General features: G+C 71.2%; 21 protein-coding genes. 7 read left to right on the top strand and 14 right to left on the bottom strand.

Annotated elements, in window-relative coordinates; genetic code table 11:
• Positions 1–46: 46 nt before the first annotated feature.
• Positions 47–1912, bottom strand: coding sequence for an ABC transporter ATP-binding protein (locus AB0I49_RS25525; protein WP_363229401.1), 1866 nt, complete (start codon positions 1910–1912; stop codon positions 47–49).
• Between the two features lie 315 nt (positions 1913–2227).
• On the opposite strand from AB0I49_RS25525, the gene AB0I49_RS25530 reads away from it, so the two are divergent.
• Entirely contained in the window at positions 2228–3601 is a 1374-nt protein-coding gene (locus AB0I49_RS25530; protein ID WP_363229402.1) for a cytochrome P450, read from the top strand.
• Here the strand turns inward: AB0I49_RS25530 and AB0I49_RS25535 are convergent.
• The 4 genes from AB0I49_RS25535 to AB0I49_RS25550 form a co-directional block, all read right to left on the bottom strand.
• Positions 3591–4640, bottom strand: coding sequence for a polysaccharide biosynthesis protein (locus AB0I49_RS25535; RefSeq protein ID WP_363229403.1), 1050 nt, complete (start codon positions 4638–4640; stop codon positions 3591–3593). The genes AB0I49_RS25530 and AB0I49_RS25535 overlap by 11 nt on opposite strands.
• A 288-nt stretch (positions 4641–4928) precedes the next feature.
• Complete coding sequence (locus AB0I49_RS25540; protein WP_363229404.1) at positions 4929–5561, bottom strand: RICIN domain-containing protein; 633 nt, start codon at positions 5559–5561, stop codon at positions 4929–4931.
• A 264-nt stretch (positions 5562–5825) separates the two neighbouring features.
• On the bottom strand, positions 5826–6560 hold the full coding sequence (locus tag AB0I49_RS25545; protein ID WP_363229405.1) for a calcium-binding protein: 735 nt from the start codon (positions 6558–6560) through the stop codon (positions 5826–5828).
• Positions 6561–6898: 338 nt separating this feature from the next.
• Entirely contained in the window at positions 6899–7507 is a 609-nt protein-coding gene (locus tag AB0I49_RS25550) for a TetR/AcrR family transcriptional regulator (protein ID WP_363229406.1), read from the bottom strand.
• 102 nt (positions 7508–7609) lie between these two features.
• Here AB0I49_RS25550 and AB0I49_RS25555 point away from each other — a divergent pair, with 102 nt between their 5' ends.
• The gene (locus AB0I49_RS25555) at positions 7610–8821 is read left to right on the top strand and encodes an MFS transporter (RefSeq protein ID WP_363229407.1); all 1212 of its coding nucleotides are present in this window, start codon (positions 7610–7612) and stop codon (positions 8819–8821) included.
• Positions 8822–9085: 264 nt separating this feature from the next.
• A complete protein-coding gene (locus AB0I49_RS25560) occupies positions 9086–10792 on the top strand; it encodes an alpha/beta hydrolase (RefSeq protein WP_363229408.1) in 1707 nt (568 codons plus the stop codon).
• A 100-nt stretch (positions 10793–10892) separates the two neighbouring features.
• Here AB0I49_RS25560 and AB0I49_RS25565 read toward each other — a convergent pair whose 3' ends face one another.
• Positions 10893–11267, bottom strand: a complete 375-nt coding sequence (locus AB0I49_RS25565; protein WP_363229409.1) for a VOC family protein — start codon at positions 11265–11267, stop codon at positions 10893–10895.
• Positions 11268–11683: 416 nt separating this feature from the next.
• On the opposite strand from AB0I49_RS25565, the gene AB0I49_RS25570 reads away from it, so the two are divergent.
• Both AB0I49_RS25570 and AB0I49_RS25575 read left to right on the top strand, forming a co-directional pair.
• On the top strand, positions 11684–12826 hold the full coding sequence (locus AB0I49_RS25570; protein WP_363229410.1) for a DUF5954 family protein: 1143 nt from the start codon (positions 11684–11686) through the stop codon (positions 12824–12826).
• A gap of 74 nt (positions 12827–12900) precedes the next feature.
• Positions 12901–13203 carry a hypothetical protein gene (locus AB0I49_RS25575; RefSeq protein ID WP_363229411.1) on the top strand — a complete coding sequence of 101 codons (303 nt, stop codon included), beginning with the start codon at positions 12901–12903 and terminating at the stop codon, positions 13201–13203.
• Positions 13204–13262: 59 nt separating this feature from the next.
• Here AB0I49_RS25575 and AB0I49_RS25580 read toward each other — a convergent pair whose 3' ends face one another.
• Positions 13263–13889, bottom strand: a complete 627-nt coding sequence (locus tag AB0I49_RS25580) for a TetR/AcrR family transcriptional regulator (RefSeq protein ID WP_363229412.1) — start codon at positions 13887–13889, stop codon at positions 13263–13265.
• Positions 13890–13992: 103 nt separating this feature from the next.
• Here AB0I49_RS25580 and AB0I49_RS25585 point away from each other — a divergent pair, with 103 nt between their 5' ends.
• Positions 13993–15255 carry an NADH:flavin oxidoreductase/NADH oxidase family protein gene (locus AB0I49_RS25585; protein WP_363229413.1) on the top strand — a complete coding sequence of 421 codons (1263 nt, stop codon included), beginning with the start codon at positions 13993–13995 and terminating at the stop codon, positions 15253–15255.
• A gap of 352 nt (positions 15256–15607) precedes the next feature.
• Complete coding sequence (locus AB0I49_RS25590) at positions 15608–16156, top strand: helix-turn-helix domain-containing protein (protein ID WP_363229414.1); 549 nt, start codon at positions 15608–15610, stop codon at positions 16154–16156.
• Between the two features lie 88 nt (positions 16157–16244).
• Here AB0I49_RS25590 and sbnB read toward each other — a convergent pair whose 3' ends face one another.
• The 7 genes from sbnB to AB0I49_RS25625 all read right to left on the bottom strand — a co-directional run bounded on the left by sbnB (position 16245) and on the right by AB0I49_RS25625 (position 23655).
• Positions 16245–17294 (bottom strand): 2,3-diaminopropionate biosynthesis protein SbnB, encoded by a 1050-nt coding sequence (sbnB, locus tag AB0I49_RS25595; RefSeq protein ID WP_363229415.1) that lies wholly within the window; start codon positions 17292–17294, stop codon positions 16245–16247.
• A 20-nt stretch (positions 17295–17314) separates the two neighbouring features.
• Positions 17315–18553 carry a ricin-type beta-trefoil lectin domain protein gene (locus tag AB0I49_RS25600; RefSeq protein WP_363229416.1) on the bottom strand — a complete coding sequence of 413 codons (1239 nt, stop codon included), beginning with the start codon at positions 18551–18553 and terminating at the stop codon, positions 17315–17317.
• 208 nt (positions 18554–18761) lie between these two features.
• A complete protein-coding gene (locus AB0I49_RS25605; RefSeq protein WP_363229417.1) occupies positions 18762–19571 on the bottom strand; it encodes an ABC transporter permease in 810 nt (269 codons plus the stop codon).
• A 180-nt stretch (positions 19572–19751) separates the two neighbouring features.
• Entirely contained in the window at positions 19752–20498 is a 747-nt protein-coding gene (locus tag AB0I49_RS25610) for an ABC transporter permease (protein ID WP_363229418.1), read from the bottom strand.
• A 70-nt stretch (positions 20499–20568) separates the two neighbouring features.
• Positions 20569–21555 carry an ABC transporter ATP-binding protein gene (locus tag AB0I49_RS25615; RefSeq protein ID WP_363229419.1) on the bottom strand — a complete coding sequence of 329 codons (987 nt, stop codon included), beginning with the start codon at positions 21553–21555 and terminating at the stop codon, positions 20569–20571.
• Between the two features lie 76 nt (positions 21556–21631).
• A complete protein-coding gene (locus tag AB0I49_RS25620; protein WP_363229420.1) occupies positions 21632–22708 on the bottom strand; it encodes a hypothetical protein in 1077 nt (358 codons plus the stop codon).
• Positions 22705–23655 carry a pyridoxal-phosphate dependent enzyme gene (locus AB0I49_RS25625; protein WP_363229421.1) on the bottom strand — a complete coding sequence of 317 codons (951 nt, stop codon included), beginning with the start codon at positions 23653–23655 and terminating at the stop codon, positions 22705–22707. Before AB0I49_RS25625 ends, AB0I49_RS25620 begins: the two co-directional genes overlap by 4 nt.
• Positions 23656–23684 lie beyond the last annotated feature (29 nt).

Raw genomic sequence — 23684 nt, forward strand, 5'->3', positions numbered from 1 at the left:
CTCGCACCCGTTCCCGTCCCCGTCCCCGTCCCCGTCCCCGTCCCCGTCACAGGGTCACCTCGCCCGCGCGCAGCATCGGGTGGAGCGCGGAGGCCGGGTCCGCGAGCAGGTCCGCCCACCGCCCGTACTCGCGCACCCGCCCGTGGTCCAGCACCAGGACGCGGTCCGTCGCGCGCAGGGTCTCCAGCCGGTGGGCCACCACCACGGCGGTGCGGCCGCTCAGGAAGCGGCCGGTGGCCCGCCGCAGCAGCCGTTCGGTGTGCGGGTCGAGCCGCGCGGAGATCTCGTCGAACACCACCAGGCCCGGGTCGCGCAGGAACGCCCTTACCAGCGCGACGAGTTGGGCCTCGCCCGCCGAGAGGCCCGCGCCGCCGTCGCCGACGAGCGTGTCCAGGCCGTGGTCCAGCCCCCGGTACCAGGGGGTGAGACCGACCCGGTCGACGGCGGCCAGCAGCCGGTCGTCGGTGACGGCCGGGTCGTGGAAGGTGAGGTTGTCGCGCAGGCTGGCGTGCAGCAGCTGCACCTCCTGCGGGACGAGGGCCACGCGCTCGCGCAGCGCGGCCAGTCCGTAGGCGGACGCGTCCCGTCCGCCGAGCCGCACGGCGCCCGAGTCCGGGTCGTGGAACCGGAACAGGAGCCGGGCGAGCGTGGACTTCCCGCTGCCCGTGGGCCCCACCAGGGCCAGCCGCTCCCCCGGCGGCAGCGCGAACGACACCTCGCGCAGCACCCTGCGGGACGGCGCGCGGGGGCTCGTACGGGAAGCGGGGTAGCCGAAGCAGACCCGGTCGAACTCCAGGCCGAGCGGCCCCCGCGGCGGCACCGCGCCGCCGCCGTCGCCCACCGCGGCGGGCTCGGCGAGCAGTTCGTCGGTGCGGCGCAGACTGACCAGCGCCTCCTCCAGGTCCCCGAACTGCGTCGTGATCCCCATCAAGGGCGCCCGCAGCAGCGTGACGTAGGACAGCGCGGCGAACACCGTGCCGGTGCTGATGCGGCCCGAGGCGTGCAGCCACGCGCCGAGCGACAGCGCGAGCGCCAGGCTCACCTGCGTCAGCGCCTGCACCGCCGCGGGCCAGCGCACCGTGGCGCGGGCCGCCCGCAGCGCGGCGGCGTACTGCCGCCCCAGCACGCGCCACAGCTCCCGCGTCACATGCGGCCCGGCCCCGCAGCCCCTGATGTCCTCGGTCGCGCCGGCCCGTTCCTCCAGGAATCCCAGCAGGTCGGCGCCCGCCTGCCGGGCCTCGGCCAGCTGCGGCAGCGCCCGGCCCAGCAGCGTGGCGAGGAGCACCACCGCCAGCGCGCAGAACGGCACGTACACCGCCCCGAAGCGCCAGTCGAGCGTGAACAGCGCCACGAGCACCACCGTCACCAGCAGCAGCTGAGCCGCGATCACCAGGGACATCCGGGACAGGAAGTTCGCGAGCCGCGTCACGTCGCCGTCCATCCGGTCCACCAGCTCGCCGGGGGGATGCCGGTGGTAATACGTCAGGTCCAGGCGCAGGCAGTGGCGTACGAGCCGGGCCCGCATCCGGTTCGCGCCGCGCCAGGCCACCCGCGCGCCGAGGTACTGCGTCAGCACCGCGACGGCCTGGCCGCCGAGGGCGGCAAGCAGGTAGACCACGGCGAGCGCCACGAGCGCGGACTGGGCCTCGCGGTTCAGCGCCCCGTCGACGAACGCGCGCAGCAGGTAGGGACCGGTGGCCTGGAGGGCGACCTCCGCCAGCAGCAGCGCCGCCAGCACCGTGACGGCGCCGCGCTGCGCGGCCAGATGACCGGCGAGCGTCCGCGCGTACCCCGCGACGCGCCCACGCGCCGCACGCCGCGCGCGTGCCCCTTCCGGTCCGGCCTCCGCTGGTCCGTCCTCCGCTGGTGCGCCCGCCGCTCCGCCTGCTGGAGTGCCGCCGTCGACGCTCATCCGGCCCCCTGGGGTCGCCGTTCGGCCGGCCGGCTGCGGCGGGCCGCCTCTGTGCGCGGTGCGGCATCGACGATAGGGACCGCACGGCCGCGCGGACAACGCCCCGTACGCCCCACGACGGCCGCACGTCCCCCTTCGCGCCGCCTCCCACGTGCCGCTCCCCCGCCCCCTCTTGTGCCGGATTCGGCGGAGTCCCACATTGGAGGGCGGCGCGCGGAGCGCCTCGCGGCGGCAGCGGACGCGGGTCCGGCCGCGGGGAGCGGCGCACACCGCCGCGGCCGCGCGCGCCCACGACGCCTCGGACAGGGGGATGGCATGAGCACACCGTCCGGCGACCGCCCGCACGACGGCTTCCCGTACCCGCCGGGACCGCACGGGGACCCGCCGCCCGAGTACGCGCGCCTGCGCGACGAGGCGCCGCTGACCCGTATCCGGCTGCCCGGCGGCCACGACGCGTGGCTCGCGACGCGGTACGACGACGTGGTCACCGTCACCGCCGACCCGCGCTTCGCCCGCGACGACCGGTATCTCTTCATGCCGATCCCCGCGGAGAACGCGGCGGGCACGGACCGTGGGAACGGGGACGGCGACGGGGACGGCGAGGAAGGGGCGAGCACGGTCGAGGACCGCGGGCGCGCAGACCGTACGGCCGGCGGTGCCGCGGACGACGACCGTACGGACGGGGGCGTCGCCGACGACGACCGTACGGACCGGGGCATCGCCGACGACGACCGTACGGACCGGGAGCGGGCCGCGCAGGCCGCCGGGCGGCGGCGGCTGCGCGACACCGTCCAGGACGCGCTGCGGCCGTGGCGGGCGCAGCGCTGGCAGGGCCGCGTCGACCGGGCGGTGCGCGAGCGCCTCGATGCGCTGGAGGCCGCCGGGCCGCCGGCCGACCTCGTCCGCCAGTACGCGTTCCCGGTGCCCATCGCCGTCGTGTGCGAACTGCTGGGCATCCCCGACCGCGACCGGGACCGCTTCCACGAGTGGGCCAACGTCCGGCTCTCCGTGACCGCGTATTCGAAGGAGGAGGTCGCCGCCGCGTTCCAGGCGTACGAGGAGTACGTGGGCGAGCTGATCGACCGGCGCCGCCGCGCACCGCGCGACGGCCTGCTCGACGAGCTGATCCGGGTGCGCGACGCCGACGCGCACATCAGCGACTACGACCTACGGCGCATGGTGCGCGGCCTGATCACCGCGGGCCACCAGGCGAGCACCAACATGATCACTCGGGGCGCGCTCCTGCTGCTGCGCCACCCCGGCGAACTGGCGCGGCTGCGCCGCGAACCGGCGCTCATCGACAGCGCGGTGGAGGAGATCCTGCGGTACCACATGCCCGGCGACACGGCGGTGCCGCGCGTGGCCGAGGTGGACGTGCCCCTGTCGGGTGGCGTCGTGCGGCGGGGCGAGGTGGTGCTCGCCCCGCCGGTGTCCGCCAACCGCGACGAGCGCCGGTTCCCCGACCCGGACCGCTTCGACATCGCCCGCACCGACAACGCGCACCTCACCTTCGGCCACGGCGCGCACTACTGTCTGGGCGCGAGCCTGGCCCGGATCGAGCTGCGCACGGCGCTCGGCATGCTGGTGGCGCGCTTCCCCCGCCTCGCGCCCGCCGTCGCGCCGGAACGGCTGCGCTGGACCGACGGGCTGCTGGTGCGTCAGCTGGAGGAGCTGCCCGTCACATGGTGACGTGCCCCCGGGCGGCACGGAGCGCCCGGCGCACCTCGGGCAGCCCGGCGAGGGTCCGTTCGATCTCGGGGACGGTCATGCGGCGGGCGGTGCGCGAGTCGTAGTCGGCGGGGCAGGCGGCGGACACGTCGCCCTCGTCGAGGTAGGCGGAGTAGTTCAGGTCACGGGAGTCGAGCGGTATGCGGTAGTAGTCGCCGAGGTCCTCGGCGCGCGCCAGCTCCTGACCGGTCGCCAGGCACTCGTGCGTCTTCTCGCCGTGCCGGTGGCCGATGACCTTGATCTCGGCGTCCCTGCCGAACAGCCGCACCAGCCCGGTGACCAGGTCCTCCATCGTGCAGGCCGGGAGCTTGCGGATGAACAGGTCGCCCGGACGCGCGTGGCCGAGCGCGTGCTCGACCAGGTCGACGGAGTCCCGCATGGTCATCATGAACCGGGTCATGCCCGCCGCGGTGAGGGTGACGGGCACGCCGCTGACGAGCTGTTCGAGGAAGAGCGGGATCACCGAGCCGCGGGAGCCCATGACGTTGCCGTAGCGGACGCAGGAGACCGTGGTGCGGGCCAGGGGGTTGTTCCGGGGGTGGGACTGCGCGGTCTTCTCCAGGAGCGCCTTGGTCATGCCCATGGCGTTGATCGGGTACACCGCCTTGTCGGTGCTCAGGCACACCAGGGACGGCACGGCGTTGCTCTCGGCGGCCCTGATGACGTTCGCGCTGCCCAGTACGTTCGTCCGTACCGCCTCCAGCGGGAAGAATTCGCAGGACGGCACCTGTTTGAGGGCCGCCGCGTGCAGGATCAGGTCGGTGCCGCGGCTCGCGCCGAGCACGCTGTCGTAGTCGCGGATGTCGCCGATGTGGAAGCGCAGCCGGCCGTCGTCCAGCCGCTTGCGCATGAGTTCCTGCTTCAGCTCGTCGCGGCTCAGCACGCGCACCTCGGCGCAGCCCGCGGAGAGCAGCCACTCGACCATGTTCTGCCCGAACGATCCCGTGCCGCCGGTCACCAGAGCACAGGAGCCTCGGACGGCGGACGCCATGGGAGCCATGGGACTGTGTCCTTCCCTCTCGGGGAACGGGGAGCCGCCCCCTCGCGGGGAACGGGGCCGACGATCCTAACGACGGTCGCGGGACAGGAACAGACCGATGCGACCCGCTGCGGCCCCGTGGGGCCTGCCGGGAGGAGAGGTTATGAGGTGGCGCGGGTGGGCGGCCTGGACATCGGCCGTCCACCCGCGCCCGCGCGAGGCATGAAAGGCATGAGAAGACGGCGACTACCGCCGACCCCTCATAACCGTCGGGCATCCGAGGTGGGGCATCACAACCGGCTGCCGGAATCAGTCGACCCAGACGTCCCACCATTGCTGTGACTGGAAGTTCTTCTGCCATAGCTGGACGCGGGCTCCGTTGCCCACGACGTTCGCGTCGCGGTCCATGACGATGTTGCCGTTGTTGTAGAAGCGGGCGTTGTAGATCGCGCGGTCGCCCGACGGATGGGACCAGCTCTGCTGCGAGGTGTTGTTGCAGTCCCAGATCTGCACCTTGGTGCCGTTGGCGCCGCCGCCGTTGAGGTCGGCGTCCAGGCACTTGCCGGGGAAGCGGTAGCTCTCCAGCGCGCCGTTGTTCCAGAGGTACCAACGCTGCTGGGTGCTGCCGTTGCACTGCCAGATCTGGACGACCGTGCCGTTGCCGCCGCCGTTCGCGTCCACGTCCAGGCACTGGGTGGTGGGGCGGTTGGCGAAGTCGTTGGTGATCCGCACGGGCTGGTTCAGCAGGCGGTGCGGCGCGGCGGACGTCGCGCCCTTCGGCTGTGCCGTCCAGTGCACGGGGGTGGTCCGGGCCGGGGCGGCGTTCTTGCCGGCGGCTTCGGCGCCGGCGGTTGCGCTTGCGGTTGCGGTTGCGGTGAGAGCGGTGGCACACGCGAACACGGTGACAGCGGTGACGGCCACCGATCTGGTGATGCGGGGCATGTTCTCTCCTGGTTATCCGGATGCATACAGGCGGTGCTGGTCCGGGCGACGACACCCGAGTCGCGTGAGTGCGGGAGCGACGGGTGCCGGGAGGAAGCTGAACACAGCCCGGCCACTCTCAGCCAGAGCCGATCCGGTCTCCGCCAGAGAGCCGTTCCGGCCAAGACCCGCTCCGGCTGTGCCGTCCGCCGTCCGGACCCGCCAAGGCATTCACCGCCCCCGCCCCCGGGCTCCGCGCGGCCATCGTGGAACGGAGTACGGCCGTCAGGGGCAGCCGCGGACGGCATCGCCGGGGTCGGCGGGGCAGGTGTCACGGCCGGTGTTGCCGTTGACGGAGTCGTTGGGCAGGCCGTCGACGGCGTTGAGGTCGTCGTCGCCGTTGCTGCCGCGGAGGGTGTCGGCGCCGGGGCCGCCGTTCATGGTGTCGTTGCCGTTGCTGCCGTCGAGGCTGTCGTTCCCGTTCCCGCCGGTGATGATGTCGTTGTCGTTGCTGCCCCTGAGGATGTCGTTGCCGTCCCCTCCGTCGAGGGCGTCGTCGCCGTTGCTGCCGCCGAGGTCGTCGTTTCCGTCCCCGCCATGGATGGTGTCGTTGCCGTTGCCGCCGTCGGCGCTGTCATCTCCGGATTCGCCGTAGAGGGTGTCGTCGCCGATGCTGCCGCTGAGCTTGTCGTTTCCAGGACCGGCGTAAAGAGTGTCGTTCCCGAGGCTGGTCAGAACGTTGTCGTCGCCAGGACCGGCGTACACGATGTCATTGCCTTCCCTGGCGGTGATGGTGTCGTTGCCGTCGAGGCCGCAGATGACGTCATCGCCGGGGGTGCCGTTGATGGTGTCGTCGCCCGGCGTGCCGGTGATGGTGCAGTTCTGGGCCTCGGCGCGGGGAGCGGAGTGCGCGGCCGGCGCCGCGGACAGCGTCAGTCCTACGGCGACCGCCAGCGGGGCCCAACCCCATCGCGCCGTCGGCCTTTTCGCGCTGGAACTGGTGTGTGTGGATAAGAACATGGCTTTCCTTCAGTCGCGGTAGGCGTCTCGTCGAGTCCCGCTCGGGTGTCTCTTGGGACCTTCTCGGAGCCTTCTCGGGGTCTTCTCGGGCGCGCCGGAGCGCACCATCTCCCCTTCGGGGCACCGGTTTTCTGTGACCTGCCGGCGATTCTCACGGCCTCCGGCGGCCTCGATCGGCCCGCCCGGTCATACCCGGTCACGCCCGGTCCTCGGCGGACGGATCACGGGCCCGTACGGCACTCCGCCACCGTCCACGGAGAAAGCCCTCGAATCCCTGGGATCGATCGGATCGATCGCGCGACAGCGACGAGACGCGCGGCGGGACGAAGTGAGCGGCGTCAGCGCCCCGACGCCTGCCAGTTCGCGAGCACGGCGTCGGCCGCGGCGTGCAGATGCGCGGCCGGCGCGCCGTCGCACACCTGCGTGGAGATGCCGAGCAAGAAGCCGTGGATCATCCATGTGACGCCTTCCACGTCGGTGTCCGCGGCGAGTTCCCCCGAGGCGATGCCGCGCACGACGCACGCCTTGATGCGTGCGCGGTCCCTGGCGCGGCGGGCGGCCACGGCCTTGCGCGCTCCGGATTCGTCGGCTCCCTGTGCCCGGTTCGTACCCGAGAGGGCGACGAGGCAGCCGCGAGGGTGCGACGCATCGGTCTGCATGGTGATCGAACCGTGCAGGAGCCGGGCGATGACCTCGCGGGGGCTCGCCGCCTCGTCGGCCAGGACGTCGGTGACGCTGCCCGGTCCGGCAATGTAGTGCTCGACGACCCGCTCGAACAGGCCCTCCTTCGAGCCGAAGGCGCCGTACAGGCTCGCGGAGGACAGCTCGGTGGCCTCGCGGAGCTGGGCGAGCGAGGTCGCTTCGTAGCCCTGTTCCCAGAACAGCAGCATCGCGGCGTCCAGGACGGCCTCCATGTCGAAGGTGCGGGGGCGACCGGCGGGGGACATGAGGAACCTCCTCCATTACGGACTGACCAATCCAGTTTGACGGACGACGACACCTCCGTCAATATTGGATCGTTCAATCCGTAATTAGCCGAGGAGACCCCGATGACGACAGCACGTCCCGCGCCGGTCCAGCCGATCGAGCCGGTCCATGAGCGTGCGCACAAGCCATTCCCCGTCCCGGCGCTGGTGGCGATGGCGTGCACCGGATTCATCGTGATCATGACCGAGACGCTGCCGGCCGGGCTGCTCCCACAGCTCGCCGCCGGGCTCGACGTCTCCGAGGGCAGCGCCGGCCAGCTCGTGAGCGCCTACGCGATCGGTACGGTCCTCGCGGCGATCCCCGCGATCGCCCTCACCCGCGGAATACGGCGGAAGCCGCTCCTCCTCACCGGCCTGCTCGGGTTCCTCGTCGCGAACGCCGTCACCGCCATATCGCCGTCGCTCGCCGTCGCCCTCGTCGCCCGGTTCGTCGCGGGGGCCTTCTCCGGTCTGCTGTGGGGCATGCTCGCCGGATACGCGCGGCGCATCGCCGCCCCCGAGCACGCCGGGCGCGCCCTCGCCGTCGCCATGACCGGAACCCCGATCGCCCTCTCCGTCGGCACGCCCCTCGGCGCCTGGCTGGGCTCGACGGTCGGCTGGCGCTGGTCCTTCGCCGCGATGTCGCTGCTCAGCATCATCGTCATGGTCTGCGCGAAGTTCCTCGTGCCCGACGCTCCGGGGCAGACGGCGCGGACCCGCGCTCCCCTGACCCGGGTTCTCGGCATCTCCGGCGTGGCGACCATCCTCGCCGTCGTGTTCGTCTGGATGCTCGCGCACAATCTGCTCTACACCTACATCGCCTCCTACCTGCGGCAGATGCATCTGGCACTCCGGCCCGACCTCACCCTTCTCGTCTTCGGCCTGGCCGCGCTCGTGGGGATCTGGGTCACCGGCGTGTTCGTCGACCGCGCGCTGCGCAGGCTCACCATGGCGAGCGTGGTCCTGTTCATCGCGGCCGGCGCGCTCCTCGTCGCCGCCCAGCACTCCACCGTGCTCGCACTGCTCGCGGTCGTCCTGTGGGGTCTCGCGTTCGGCGGCTCGGCGACTCAGTTGCAGACGGCCATGGGCGAGGCCGCGCGCGAGAACGGCGACGCGGCGAACGCCATGCTGACCACCTCCTTCAATCTGGCGATCTTCGCGGGCGGCGCGGCGGGGGCCGTCATCGTCGAGGGCGTCGGGGCGTCGGCTCTTCCGATCGGGATGATCGTTCTCGCGCTGCTGGCACTGGCCGCGGTCGGCCTGGGCCGCCGAGCGGCGTTCCCCACAGGACGGTGACCGAGCGGTGACCGGTACGTTTCCGGAAACGTACCGGTCCGCGTCGACCGGCCGCCTCTTCCTCTGACGACCCGTACGCCTCACACTCCACATCTGCCCCTTCCGTCGCCGAGGACAGCGCATCCCCCTACAACTCGGGTACCACACCCGGCTCTTGTGTCATCCGGAAGGAGGAGGGGTGCGCGCCCTGGCGGCGGATCCCCCGCGTGCCCGGCTCCTGAAAGATCTTTTCTGTCCGAACATCCGACCGGAAGGATCGATATCGTGCGCAGACGACGTCTCGCGCCCCTGTTGGCCGTGAGTGTCACGGCGACGCTGGCCCCCGCGCTCGCCACCTCGCCGGCCGCCGCCGCCCCGGCCGACGCCGCCCCGGCTTCCGTCTCCCCCGCTGCCGCCTCGATGGCCGCGTCCTCCTCCGCGGCCACGGGCGCACTGGACCGATATGTGCAGCAGAAGCCGCGGTGGAAACGGTGTGCGGCCGATTCTCCGGCGGAGTTCGAGTGCGCCACGATCAAGGTTCCGCTCAACTACCGGGCTCCTGACGGCAAGCGGATCGATATGGCCATATCCCGCATCAAGAGCACCGCGCCCGGCAAGCGGCACGGCATCCTGCTTTCCAACCCCGGCGGCCCCGGCGGGGAGGGGCTCGCCATGCCGCTGGGAATGCGGGAGAGCCTTCCCAAGTCCGCCCAGCAGAAGTTCGACCTCATCGGCTTCGACCCGCGCGGTGTGGGAAAGAGCAGCCCGGTGTCCTGCGGTCTCACATCGGAGGACCAGAACTGGCTGCGGCCGTACAAGGAGAAGACGTTCGACAAGGACGTCGCCTGGGCGCGCGGCGTCGCGAAGAAATGCGCGAAGAAAGCGGGCGACACGCTCCCGTACATCACCACACGCAACACCGCGCGCGACATGGATCTGCTGCGGGCGGTCCTCGGCGAGAAGAAGATCTCGTACGTGGGCTACTCGTACGGCACCTACCTCGGCGCCGTCTACACCCAGCTCTTCCCGGGCCGGTCCGACCGGATCGTGCTGGACAGCGCGGTCGATCCGGCGCGCGCCTGGCGGGGGATGATGCAGTGGTGGGCGGAGGGCGCCGAGCCCGCGTTCGACCGGTGGACCAAGTGGGCCGCCGAACGTTCGGCGAAATACGACCTCGGCGACACTCCGAAGAAGGTCGAGGGGACTTTCTGGGACCTGGTCGCGCAGGCCGACGAGAAGCCCATCGAGGTGAAAGGGCAGTCGGTCACCGGCGATGACATCCGCAACGGCATACGCGTGGCACTCTTCACTCCGAAGGAAGCCGCCGAAGGGATCGTCGAGCTGAAGAAGGCCGCGGCCGGCAAGCCCGCCTCCGCGAAGAAGCTCATGATGTTCGCCCGTACCGGGGCGACTGGGGCGGCGGGCGCCGCCGCCGAATCCAGGACCGGGTCCCGGACCGCCGAGGCGCCGTCCGACAACACGATGGCGAGTTTCTGGTCCGTGGTCTGCGGCGACAACTCGGCCGCGTGGTCCCGCGATCCGGAGAGCTACCGGCGCGACGCCATCGAGGACAAGGGCCGCTACCCGCTCTACGGCGACTTCGCGTCCAGCATCAAGCCCTGCGCGTTCTGGGGTGAATCCGCGGAACCGGCGACCAAGGTGAACAACAACGTCGGCTCCCTGATCGTCCAGAACGAATGGGACCCCCAGACCCCGCTGCCCAGCGGCCAGGCCGTGCACGCCGACCTGAAGGGCTCGAAGATGGTCACCGTCCTCGGCGGCGAGGGCCACGGCGTCTTCCCGAACGGCAATCCCTGCACGGACGGCGCGGTCACCGACTACCTGCTCGCCGGAAAACTCCCGGCGAAGGATGTGACCTGCAAGGCCACAGCCGAATCCAATGAAAAGGCGCGGAAGGACCAGCGCAAGGGCCAGAAGCGCGACACATTCCCCGGCTCCCCGCTCCCGGAGCGCGCCCCTGACCGCTTCTGAGAATCTCTTCTGAGCACGTCTTCTGTGCGCCGCTTCCGCGCACAGAAGAACGCCGGGGCGGGGCGCGGCTGTTCGGCGCCCCGCCCCGGCAAGGTCCCGATTACAGATACGGGCGGGTGATCAGTTCAATCGCGTGGCCCGCGGGGTCCTTGAAATACACGCCTCGGCCGCCGTGCTCAGCGTTGATCTCACCCGGGCGCCGCATCTGCGGATCGGCCCAGTGCACGACGCCGCGATCGCACAGCCTCCGGTAGGCGCGGTCGAACAGCTCGTCGTCGACCAGGAACGCGTAATGCTGCATCTGAATCTCCACCGGCGGCTCGGCGAACTGGAGGAGCACGCCGTCGGGGAGCTGGATATTGGTGAACGGACCCCAGGACGGCGCTTCCCCGATCTCCAGCAGATCGCGGAAGAACTGAGCCGACTCGTCGCGGTCCTTGGCGGCGATGATGGTGTGGTTGAACGCGATGGCCATTCGGCTGACCTCATTCTGCTCGGCACGAACACTCGAATTCACGAATAACGGACTCGCAGTGCACGAGCGCGGGGAGGCCCGCGTGCCGAACCGAGGGAGCGCCGTCCGCGCACCCGCCCCGCGGTCAGCCCTCCACCGGATAGCCGTTCTGTGTGTGGCGTAGCGCCGATCCGGTGTTCACATCAGGTGATGTTACTGGATCAGGAGCCGGGTTCGTCGGCCACGCGGCCATCGGCACGGCCGACCCGCCCGGTTGGTCCGCCTGCCAGTCCGCACGGCCGTACACCGGGCGGCATTGGCCGAGGCCCGCTCGCTCGCCGGTGGCGATCTGCCCCCTCAGAGCCCGGTGTCGCTGAAGACGGTGGGAAATCCGGAAAGCCGCGATGGGCGCCTGCCGGGGTCGGCAGGATGTGGGCATGGAACATCGGGATGTGAAGCCGGAGCGGATGCGACGGATCGTGGTGCGGTTTCCGGAGGATCCGGTGGAGTCGGTCGCGGAGGCCGACGCGCTGGACGCCGCGGTGGGAATCGAGACGCTGCTGGTACGGGGCCCGCTGTTCGGGGTCGCCGCACAGGACGCCGGGGAGGCGTCGCGGTGGCGGGTGGTGGTCGCGGTGGACGCCGGCTGTGCGCAGCAGGCGCGGGACAGCCTCCAGTCGCAACTGTGGTTCCGGGCGAAGGACGACGCCCAGGACCGGGCGGAACGGCGCGCGCTGCTGGCGGCGGTCGCCCGCCTGGAGACCGAGCGCGTCGACGACCTCACCGTGCTCGGGACCCGCTACCGGGTCGTACGCGCCGAGGAGTACACCGGCATGGGGCGGGACGGCATCGAGCAGCCCCGCCCGACCGACCCCGAGCCCGCCGCCCCGAACTGGGACCGCGGCGCCCGTGAGCCGAAGGTCGACGACGGCCTGGTGCTGGACCCGGACGCGCCCATCACGCCCACCCAGGCCGCCGAACGGCTGGCGCTGAGCGGTCTGGCCTACGCCGGTTCCCGGTATCCCCAGAACGTACGCGCCGACTCCGAGCGGGCCGTACGGACCCATCCCGACGTGTTGCTGCTGCCCGCGGTGTTCCGGGTCGTGGAGGGGGACGGCGGCCCCGGCTGGAAGATCGGCAGCGGTCTGCACGCCACCGCGCACGACGTCCGCAAGACGATGGACTTCGGCCTCGTCTGGCTGGAGCCCCGCCAGCACGGCCTCATCGCCTGGAACGCCGACGCCAAGACCGTCGACGCCCGTTCGGTGGCCGCGGCGGGCGCCGACCCCGCGGCCGCGGAGCTGGCCGAGTACGTGCGGGTCGCCGACCGGCTCCGGGCCGAACGCGCCAATCAGGTCGAGTTCCAGGGCACCGTGCGGCGGATCTGCCGGGCCCGCCGGCTGGTGCGCTGGGGCCCCGACGGGCCCGAAGGCCCGCGCCCGTCCGACGTCGACACCCACGGCCCCGAGAAGATGCATCCCTTCCTGGACGAGGACGGCGTCGTCCACTTCGACCACGAGGACGACGAGGACGACGGGGACGCCAAGGACGCCAAGGACGCCGAGGGCGCTGATTCCTGAGCGATTCCGTCGGAGGCCGGGTGGATTCCGGCCCGGCCCTGACGGGTGATGTGGACGCCCGTACTCCCCGAGTCTTGAGGAGTGCGGGCGTCCGCATGCGGCCGCCCGGTTCAGCCGCCCGCGCCGGCACGGAAGCGGCGCACGGCCGCGTCCGCCTCGGCGAGGCCGGCCGCGCGCTCGGCCGGCACGGCGAGGTGCCGTTCGCGGCGTCCACCACCGGCCCCACCAACCTCTACGCGGCCGTCGCCTGCTTCGACAACCGCGCCCTCCACCGCTACCTCACCGGCCCCGTCGCCGCCCTCCCCGGCCTGACGCAGGTCGAGAGCGCCCCTGTGACCCGTACGCTCAAACGCGCCGGCCTGATCGTCGGCGCGTGATCGCCGTGATCCCCATGGTCCCCTTGGTCAGCGGGCGTGCGGCGGAAGAAATCCACACCTCACTTCCGCGCTTGCGGCCGCTTGGACGGTGCGGCGACCGCCTGGGACAGCGCCGGCGACGCGGCGAACAGCGCGTGCACGCTGTCGCGGACCTGGGCGGCGACCGCCTCGGGGCTGGAGGTGTCGAGTTTGCCGTCGAGGTGGAGGAACGCGAGGCCGTGGACGAGGGCCCATACCGGGGTGGACAGGGCGTCCGGGTCGGCGCCGGGGAAGGCGTGGCGGACGATGTCGCGGACGTACTCGGATATGGCGGCGGTCGCGGCGGCGCGTTCCGCGTTGTCCGGGTCGCAGGGTTCCGCGAACATCACGCGGAACAGCGGCGGGTGGTCGAGCGCGAAACGCACGTAGGCGACGGCGACCGCCGCGAGGTCGTCGGGGGTGGTGGGCGCGGGGTGGACCGCGGCCAGGTGGGCGGCGAGTTCGCGGTAGCCCTCGGCGGCGACGGCGGAGACGAGCGCGTCGCGGTCCGCGTAGTGGCGGTAGGGGGCCGTCGCCGACACGCCGGCCCGCCGCGCCACCGCCCGTAGGGAGAGCCCGGCGCTGCCGTCCTCCTCCAGAAGTTCGCGCGCGGCGCGCAGGCAGGCGGCGCGCAGATCGCCATGGTGGTACGTACTCGCTTGCGGCATAGGTCACACCCTCTCATGTTTACAACGCTCACATCACTCCCTAATGTGAGCAGCGCATACATCGTAGTCGATCCAGATGGAACGAGACGGAAGAGGAACCCAGATGACCAGCGAGCTCTTCGAACCACTGCCCTTGCGCTCCGGCGCGGTGCTGGGCAACCGGGTCGCGAAGGCGGCCATGGAGGAGAACATGGCGGGCGACGGGCAGTTGCCCGACCGGCAGCTGCTGGCGCTGTACCGACGCTGGGCCGCCGGCGGCACCGGGCTGCTGATCACCGGGAACGTGATGGTGCACGCCGAGGCGCTGGCCGGCCCCGCGGGGGTCGTGCTCGACGACGCCGCGCCGCTGGGGCCGTTCATCCAGTGGGCGAAGGCCGCGAAGTCCGGTGGCGGATCGGTGTGGATGCAGATCAACCACCCCGGCCGCCAGATACAGGCCGACATGCCCGGCGTGGTGTGGGGCCCGTCCGCCGTCGGCCTCGACCTGGGGCGGCACAGCAGCCGCTTCGGGCAGCCCGTCGCCATGACCGCCGAGCAGATCGAGGCCACCGTGGTCCGGTTCGCGGTGACGGCCGCGCGGGCCGAGGAGGCGGGGTTCGACGGCGTGGAGATCCACGCCGCGCACGGCTATCTGCTGTCGCAGTTCCTCTCCCCGCTGGTCAACAAGCGCACCGACGCGTGGGGCGGGTCGCTGGCGAACCGGGCCCGGATGCTGCTGGACATCGTGCGCGCCGTACGCGCCGCCGTCTCGCCGTCCTTCGCGGTCGCCGTGAAACTCAATTCCGCCGACTTCCAGCGCGGCGGGTTCGACGCCGACGACGCCCGGCAGGTGATCGAGATGCTCGAACCCCTCGGCGTCGACCTGGTCGAGCTGTCCGGCGGCAGCTACGAGAGCCCGGCGATGTCCGGCCGCCCCGCCGACGCGCGTACGCAAGCGCGCGAGGCGTACTTCCTCGACCTGGCCAGGGATCTGGTCAGGACCAGCCCGCTGCCGCTGATGCTCACCGGCGGCATCACCCGCCGCGAGACCGCCGAGAAGGTCCTCGACAGCGGCGTGGCGCTCGTCGGGATGGGCACCGCTCTCGCCGTCACCCCGGACCTGCCCGCCCGCTGGCGCGACGGCCGCGAGGCCGACCGGCAGCTGCGGCCGGTGAACTGGTCCGACAAGGCCCTCGCCTCCGCCGCCGGCATGGCGCAGGTCCGTCACCAGATGCGCCGCATCGCCCGCGGCGACCGCCCCACGCCCCGCACCCACCCCGCGTACGCCCTGGCCGTCGAGCAGCTTCAGCAGCGGCGGGCGCTGCGCCGCTACCGCGACTGGCTGCCCACGGTACGGGGCGCCGCCGCCGCGAACCCGACCGTGTAACCCGGCCGCCCGGCGCCACTCCCCCGCCGGCGCTCGACAACCGGGCCGGATCTGTCGATCCAGTTGCCCACCCGTGCTCACCCCGCGTCCGCTGCGACCTGCGGTGCCTATGGTGTAGGGGCTCCAGCCCTCGCATCGGCGTGAAGGCCGTTGCCGCCTATCAGGAGCGGACAAAGCATCTGGTGACACGGCTGAATTGTTTCTAATATGGAGCTGTACTCCCCACTGTCACCAGAAGTGCCAGCATCAGATAAGCATTCATATCTTCGTCGATCTCCATTCGAGTCCGTTCACGGGCAGCCAACGGCCTTACCGGCAGGTGAATTCGGGCATTCGGGGACAGGAATCGCCGATGGCGTTACGAGCACGGCACAGCCGTGATGCGGACGAGGAAACCATGGTGCGCCGGCTGGCGCGGGCGCGGAAAGCGCCGCGCGACACGGTGACGCGCGCCCGGATCATCGAGTTGAGCTGGCAGGGGCGGCGGGTCCCGGCGATCGCCGTCGAGACGGGGTGCAGCGAGAAGACCGTGCGGCGGTGGCTGCACCGCTTCAACCGCTCGGGGCTGGAGGGGCTGGAGGACCGGGGCGGGCAGGGGCGCAAGCGGCGCATCACCGAGACCGAGCGTTCGAGGATCGTCGGCCTGGTCGACGACGCGCCACCGGGTTCGGGGCGGCTCGGCGAGCAGGCCGACCGCTCCCCCGCCGAAGGTGCCGACCCGCCGGAGTGGACGCTCGACGCTCTCGTGGCCGAGGCCAGGCGCCTGGGGATCGAAGTCGGACGCTCCCAAGTCCGTAGGATTCTGCTGGCCGAGGGGGTGGACTGGCATCGGACCAGGTCGCGTACCGCGTCCGCCGACGATCGGACAGACACCCGGAAAAGTCGGCTGCGCACCGCCTGACGGCACCCGTCCATCGGCCGAAGCCGTCAAGCAGTGCGCAGCACTAACGGCGGTGGCAGCACTGACAGCGATGGCGGCAACGGCGGTCTCAGGCCGTGCCCTCCCGCACCGCGTCCCCATAGAAGTCCGGCAGCGTCCGGCCCGCCCCCGCGGCCACCGCGCCCTCCCACACCCACTTCCCGACCGCCAGGTCGAGCACGCCGAGGCCGAACGGCGAGAACACCGCGGCCCGTCCCGGAGTGCGCGCGACGGTGCCGTGCAGCAGGTCCGCGAGCGTGCCGTCGATGAACCGCCGGTGTCCCACGCGCTGTTCGGTCAGGTGCAGGGAGGTCCGTTCCCGTACGGCGTGGGCGATGTCGTCGGTGAAGTTCTGGGCGGCGAGGATCATCGCCGGGTCCAGGTCCCGCAGTGACAGGTGTAGCACGACGGGGCCGTGGGCGAGCAGCTCGGGGTCGGCGAGGTGCGGCTCGCCGGCCACCGTGGTGATGACGACCAGGTCGGAGGTGCGCAGGACCTCCGCGGCCGTGTCCGACACGGCGGTCGGCCCGGCCCCGTCCGCCGCCAGGGAGTCGGCGAAGCGCTCGGCGCGTTCGCGGTGCAGGTCGAAGACGGTGAAGCCGCCGGTCTGCCACCGCAAGTCGCGCAGGAATCGCCAGACGTGCCCCGCGATGAGGCCGGTCCCTACGACGCCGATACGGGCGGCGCGGCGTCCCCCGGTCAGTGTTTCGGCAGCGAGCACCGCGGAAGCCGCGGTGCGGCTGGCCGAGACGATCGACGCCTCCATCGCGGCGAAGGGATAGCCGGTTCCGGTGTCGTTGAGCAGCAGAATCGCGGACGCGCGCGGGATACCGCGGCGGGGATTGTCCGGGAAACTCGCGACCCATTTGATTCCGGCGACCTCGAACTCGCCGCCCAGGTAGGCCGGGAGGGAGATGATGCGCGCCTCGGGGCGCTCGGAGAATCGCAGGAAAGAGCTTTCAGGATTTGCGCTGCGGCCGGCGGCGTGGCACAGATACGCGCGGCGCACGACGTCCACGCACTCCTCCCGCCGCCCCTCCAATCTGCGCAGTACGTCCGCGCCGGTCAGAATTCCCAGCGCGGGCAGGTCGGACCGTGTCGAGGGAGAGGGATTGTCCATGGGAAGCGGCTCCTCGGGGCTCAGGTGGGGTGGCTGTACCAGCGTTGGCCCGGTTCGTCCTCGTCGCAGGGGCGTCGGTGCAGGGCCGGGGAGGTCTTGAGCAGGTCGTCCTGGGTGAGGCACTGCCCGGAGGCGGGGTTTTCCGGCCCGTACGCGGAGATCCGTCCGAGTCGGTCGAGGCGCCAGCGCTGTTCCGGCCGTCCGTCGCACCTCGCGGTCGTCACGGTCGCGCCGACGGTCAGGCAGCGGCCGGTCGCCTTGTCTCGCAGCGTGCCCCCGCCCGTGCTCCAGTTCTGCGCCGCGCCTCCGTCGCAGGCGGCGGTGCGGACCTGCCGGGGGTCCGCTCCGGGGCTCGCGGACGCGTCCAGGCAGCGGCCGGTGTCGTCGTCCGTGTTGGGCGCGGTGTTGGAGCCGATCCAGGAGACGAGGGCGCCGGGCGCGACCGCGGGGGGCGTGCGGTGGTATTCGCGCGCCCACCAGGCGGGGTAGGACGGGAGTACGGGCGGAGGCTGCGGCGGGCAGTCGGCGGGGCGGCAGCCCTCGTGCCGGAAATAGGCCAGGTAGAGCTGGGCCTTGCGCTGTTCCAGTGCCGGGGACAGATTCTGCGGCAATTGGTCGATCGCGTATCCGCGGTAGGCGATCAGCGGTACGGGGCGGCGGCCACCGGGGCCGCCCTGCGTAAGGTCGGCCATTTCGGCGATGCGTACGAAGCGGGCCGCTACGGAATGGTCGCTGTGGTCGGCGCCGGGTTCGATGCTCCGCCCGAGCCTGGTGTTGTCGTAATCCAGGGTGCGCACCATATCGGGGCGGGGCGTGCCGATGATCGTGCGGAGCGTTCTGACGAGGCTGTGTTCGGTGTATGTGGCGCTGCCGTCTATCGCCGTGATGTCGGGTATTCGTCCGTCGAACAGCTTCTGGAGGCTCTGATAGCGGCCGGCGGCCGAGCCCTGTCCCCTTTCGAATCCGTCGGGCAGCCGCATGAACGTCACCTCTATATCGGGGCGGCCGGACGGCACGGTGAGCCGCGAGGTGCGTATGCGGTGGCCGTCGAGGCGTACGCGCTCGTTCTGCCACGCGTCGGGAACGCCGGCGAGAAGGGAGTACGCCGCCCGGACTCCGTCCTCACGGGACTCGTAGAAGAGCGCGCCTTCCCCGCCGTCCCCCGCCGTCAGATACACGATCTTCAGGCAGTTCCCCCGCTGGTAGTCCTTTTCCAGGTCGGGGCTCATGAACAGCAGATCGTCGTCCTGGTGCGCCACGGCCGCCACCGTCGTGCGAGGGCACTCGGGCGTGCCCGATGACCGCGCCGTCGCGGCGGCGGGCTGCGGCGTCACAATCGCCGGGAGGGCCAGGGCCAGTAGGGCTATGAGCTTCCGGAGAATGCGCCCCGCGAAGGGCGTCGCATCAGTACGCACACACAACACCGGCCTTTCTCTTGGTCTCCCGGGGTCCGCGGATCGCGGTGCGTCAATGGATGAGCAGTCGGTTCAGGCGCCGGGTGGCCACCAGCAGCCCGAGTCCCAGTGCTGCCGCGAAATAGCCGAGATGGACGAGAAGCGACGCTTCGACATGGCCGCCGACCAGCCCTCGCATCAGCTCGATGGCCTGGTAGAGCGGTGTGACACGGACGATCCACTGAATCGGCTGCGGATATACGGAGATCGGATAGAACGTGGTGGAGAACATCAGCAGGGGAACGGTGACCAGCCGGACGAATTGGGTGTCCTGCCAAGTGCGCATAAAGGTCGTCGCGGCCAGTCCGAGGGCGCCGAACCCCAGGGCCACCACGAATGCCGCCGCGGGGACGGCGACGGCCCACGGCGACGGTACGAGCCCGAGCGCGGCCATCACGCCGATGAACACGGTGCCGTAGGCGGCGCCCCGCAGAGCGGCCCAGAGCACTTCGCCGAGCGCGATGTCGAGCAGGCCCAACGGCGTTGTCATGAGGGCCTCGTAGAGCCGGGCGTGGCGGAGTTTGAAGAAGATGCCCATCGTCGTGTCATAGACCGCGCCGTTCATGGCGGACGCGGCCAGCAGGCCGGGAGCGATGAACGCGGCGTATCCCGCGCCGAGGGGACCCGGACTGTCTTTGAGCAGGGCCCCCATTCCGTTGCCGAGGATCACCAGGTAGAACAGCGGCTCGAAGAGCCCGGACAGGATTTCCCACCAGGCGCGGCGGTACACGAGCACGGAGCGCAGCAGTATGACGCCGGGGCGGCCCGCGAAGGACTCGTGCCGATTCCGTCGCGTACGGGGGGCAGCCGCCGAGGTTGGCATGATCCGCGTCAACTCCTTTCACGGGGTTCATGAGGTTCGCGCGCAGGGGGATTTCGTGCGCGGAGCGGATTTCGTGTGCGGGGGGGCGTATGCGGGGGCGGGTTTCGTATGCGGGGGGCGGATTTCGTACGCGGTGGGGGGCGGGTTTCGTGCGTGGGCCGGGTTTCGTGCGCGGGGAAGTCAGGAAGTGAGGCGCCGCCTGAAGAGCCGGATCGTCACGGTGAGGCCGACCGCCGCCCACAGCGCCAGGACGGCCAGGTGCACGACGACGGCCCCTGGTGAGAAATGTCCGGTCACGCCCGCGCGGCACAGTTCGACCGTGTGCCACAGCGGGGTCGCCATGGCCAGCCCGCGCGCGGCCGCCGGCAGCTGTGAGACCGGGAAGTATGTACCGGCCACCAGGGTCATCGGGAGCACGATCATCCTGTTGAGCGCCGTGAACGCCGAGCCGTCGCGGACCATGGCGGAGAAGGCCATCACGGGCGCGGCGAAGGCCAGCGCGCCGACGGTGGAGAAGAGCAGAGCGAGCAGGGCCGGCAGTGGGTCCATGGCATCGCAGACCACCATGACCACCGCCACCAGAACGCCCGAAGCGGCGATTTGGACGGCGGTCCAGAGCAATTGCCCGATGACCATCTGCGGGGGCGTCACGGGGGTGACGGCCACGCCTTCGTAGGTGCGCTGCCATTTGAAGCCGGCCATCACGGGTTCTGTCGACTCGGCCACGGCGTACTGAAAGGCCGCGGTGGCGAGCACGGCCGGGGCCACGAATCTCAGATACGAGCGGTCGCCGACCGCCCCGTGCGGAACCACCGCTCCGAGTCCGAATCCGATCGCCGCCAGGGTGACGACGGGAATGACGAGGCCGCCGACCACGGCTCCGCGCCAGTTGCGGATTCCGTGGACCGCCTGCCATTCCAGGATCATCAGGCATCCCCGTATCCCCGTGACGCCGGTGGAGGGCGTCGTGGGCCGGGGGCTCGGAACGCGCGCGTAGTCAGTCGTCAAGGCTGCGGCCTGTCAGGTGGAGGAATACGTCTTCGAGGGTGCTGCGGCGCACCAGGCTGGATTCCGGCGGCAGTCCGCTCCGGTAGACGTCGGAGAGGGCCTGCTCGGAATCGCGGACGAAGAGGAGAAGGCGCTCCGGGAGCGTCTCGATGCGGTCGCAGAGGCCGGCGAGCTTTTCGGCCGCGGCGGCCTGGCGGTCCGGCGGGTACCGCAGTTCCACGACCTCGGGCGGCGCGTGCCGTTCGATGAGGTCCGCCGGGGTTCCCTGTTCGATGATGCGCCCCTGGTCGATGATGACCACCCGGTCGCACAGGCGCTCGACCTCGTCCATGTAGTGCGTGGTGAGGACGAGGGTGACGCCGGCGCGCTTGAGTCCGAGCAGGCGGTCCCACAGCAGATGCCGGGCCTGCGGGTCGAGCCCCGTGGTGGGTTCGTCGAGCAGGACGAGTTCGGGGTCGTTGACCAGGGCCCGCGCGATGGTCAGCCGACGGCGCATTCCTCCGGAGAGGGTTTCCACTTCCGCTCCGGCCCGGTCCGTGAGGGCCGCGAACTCCAGCAACTCCGCTACTTTCCGGCGTACTTCGAGACGCCGGATGCCGAAGCACCGGGCGTAGACCCGCAAGTTCTCGCTGACGCTCAGTTCGGTGTCGAGGTTGTCCCGCTGCGGGACGACGCCGATGCGCGCGCGGATCGCGGGGCCGCGGCGGTCGGGATCCATGCCGAAGATCGACAGGCGGCCGTCGGTGCGGGGCGAGACGCAGGCGACCATGCGCAGGGTGGAGGACTTGCCCGCGCCGTTGGGGCCCAGGAATCCGAGGAATTCGCCGCGCCGGACCCGTATGTCGATACCGCGTACGGCCGTCCGGTCGCCGTACCTCTTGGTGAGCCCGTCCGCGACGACGATGTCGTCGGCGGCGTCGCCGTCCGCCGCGTCGGCGCCGCGCGAGCCGGTCCGCTCCCCGCCCCCTGCCGTCACCGGTCTTCTCCCGCCATCACTGGCCTTTCCCTGCCGTCACTGGATTTCCCCTGCCAACACTGGACCTGACGTGCCATCAGTATGTGAGAACCTCGGCAACTCGCTCATAGTCCACACGATCCTCCGCGAGGAGACGGGTCCGCCGCGCGAGCTCCGGGGGCAATTCGCCGTCGGTCACGGCGAGCAGGCGCTGGACCACGGCTTCGGTGCGGTAGTTTCGCTCGAAGAACGCGCGCAGGGCGGGTGCGGCGGCCTGTGCGTCCTTGACGGCCTGGACGAAGCCCTCGGAGGTGAAGTCGCGGAGGCTGTCGGTGATCGCGAGGTCCGGCGCCAGCAGGTTGGTGCCGCACCGGGCCCGGCGGACGACCACCGGTACGCCCGCACCCGCCGCCTCCGCGACCATCCGCCCCCATGAGTCGCTGACGGAATTGGCCAGCAGCACGTCCACGGCTCGGTAGAAGCCGGTCATCCAGGCCCATTCGTGGTACTCGCCGACGCGCACGTGCACGCGCGGGTGTGCGGCCGCCGCGGCGGGCCACCGCGCCGCGGCCGTCGCCGACTCGCGAGGGACCAGGGTGCACAGCAGATGGGCGTTCGGGTCCGTACAGGTCTCCAGAAACCCTTCGACCACCTCGCCGACGCGCTTTCCGGGGTGCAGTTCGTTCCCGCCGGCCCCGTAGACGAAGCCGCCCGCCGGAATTCCGTACATCGCGCGGATCGCCTGCCGCCCGATCCGTGCCACCGGCCGCTTCTGGGCGATCGGGATCACGTGCAGGGGGCGCTTACGCAGGGCTGGGTAGAGCCTGAGCAGTTCGTCGCGGTTCCAGTCCAGGAATGTGTACGGCACGACGTGGTGCGGGAGCGACAGCACCTCTTCGATGTATTCGTGCGGGTCGATTCCCCGGGAAGCCGGCACGAGGGGGCAGTCGGCGGCGTATCCGGAGAATTCCAGCTTCCAGAGGACCCGGGCCCCGGCCGGCAGGTGTTTCAGCACCTCCAGGGGCCGGCGGTGGAAGTTCGCGATACGTATCCATACGGGGTCCGCTTCTCCGGCGTCGGCGGCGATCTCCGCCACGGACCGGCGGTCCCACTGCGCGTGGTCGAGCGGGAGGATCAGGCCGTCGCCGCGGCGGACGGTGACGCGGGCGTTCATGAGGCGGCTCCCGGTACCCGAGTGTCGTGGAGGAATACCGATTCCAGGTACCTTTCGCCGCGGTCCGGCAGAAGCAGCACGTGTGTGGAGCCCGGCGGGGTGGCCGCCATATGCGTCAGCGCGGCCGTGACGACGGCCCCCGAAGAGGCGCCGGTCATCAGCCCTTCCGATGTCAGCAGGCGGATGCATCCGGCCCGGCAGTCCTCCTCGCTGACATGGCGGACATGGGCCTTCTCCAGGAATCTGGCGAAGGGGGGCGGGTACGGGGCGCCCATGCCCGGCAGTGTGCGGTTCCCCCGCGCTTTCACGCCGAAGATGCCGCTTCCCAGAATGTCGACGGCCACTATCCGTGTCGGCCAGCCCCGTTGCTCCACATACCGCTGGCACCCCGCGAGGGTTCCGCAGGTGCTGACCGCGCCGTACACATAGTCGGGCGGGCGGCGCAGCGCCCGGTAGATCTCCGGCATGGTGGTGGAGATATGCGCCGAAGTGACGGCCTCGTTCTCGTACTGGTTGGTCCAGAAGCTGTTCGGATGCTCGGCGAGCAAACGGCGGACCCGGGCCAGCCGGGCCGGAAGGAATTCGCCCGACACCGCGTCCGGTGTGTCGATGACCTCGATCGACACACCGTATGCGCGCAGAAGATCGCGGTGGGCGGCGGTGGTACGGGCGTCGATGACACAGATCATCCGGAGGCCCGTGGTGGCGCACAACTGGGCCAGGCCGATCGCGGTATTGCCGGAGCTGGATTCGACTATCACGGTGTCGTGCGTCACCCGTCCCGCGGCGATCGCGTCGACGAGGATCTGCCGGGCGATACGGTCCTTGATGCTCCCGCCAGGATTCGCTCCCTCCAATTTGCCGTACAGGCGGTGCCCGTCGGCGCCTGCTTTGGCGGCGAGATTCTCCAAGCCGACCAGTGGCGTCCCCCCGATGGCCTGGAACACGGCGGACCGTTCCAGGACGTCGAGGAGGG

It is taken from the genome of Streptomyces sp. NPDC050617, from assembly GCF_040654795.1.
Lineage (GTDB): Bacteria > Actinomycetota > Actinomycetes > Streptomycetales > Streptomycetaceae > Streptomyces.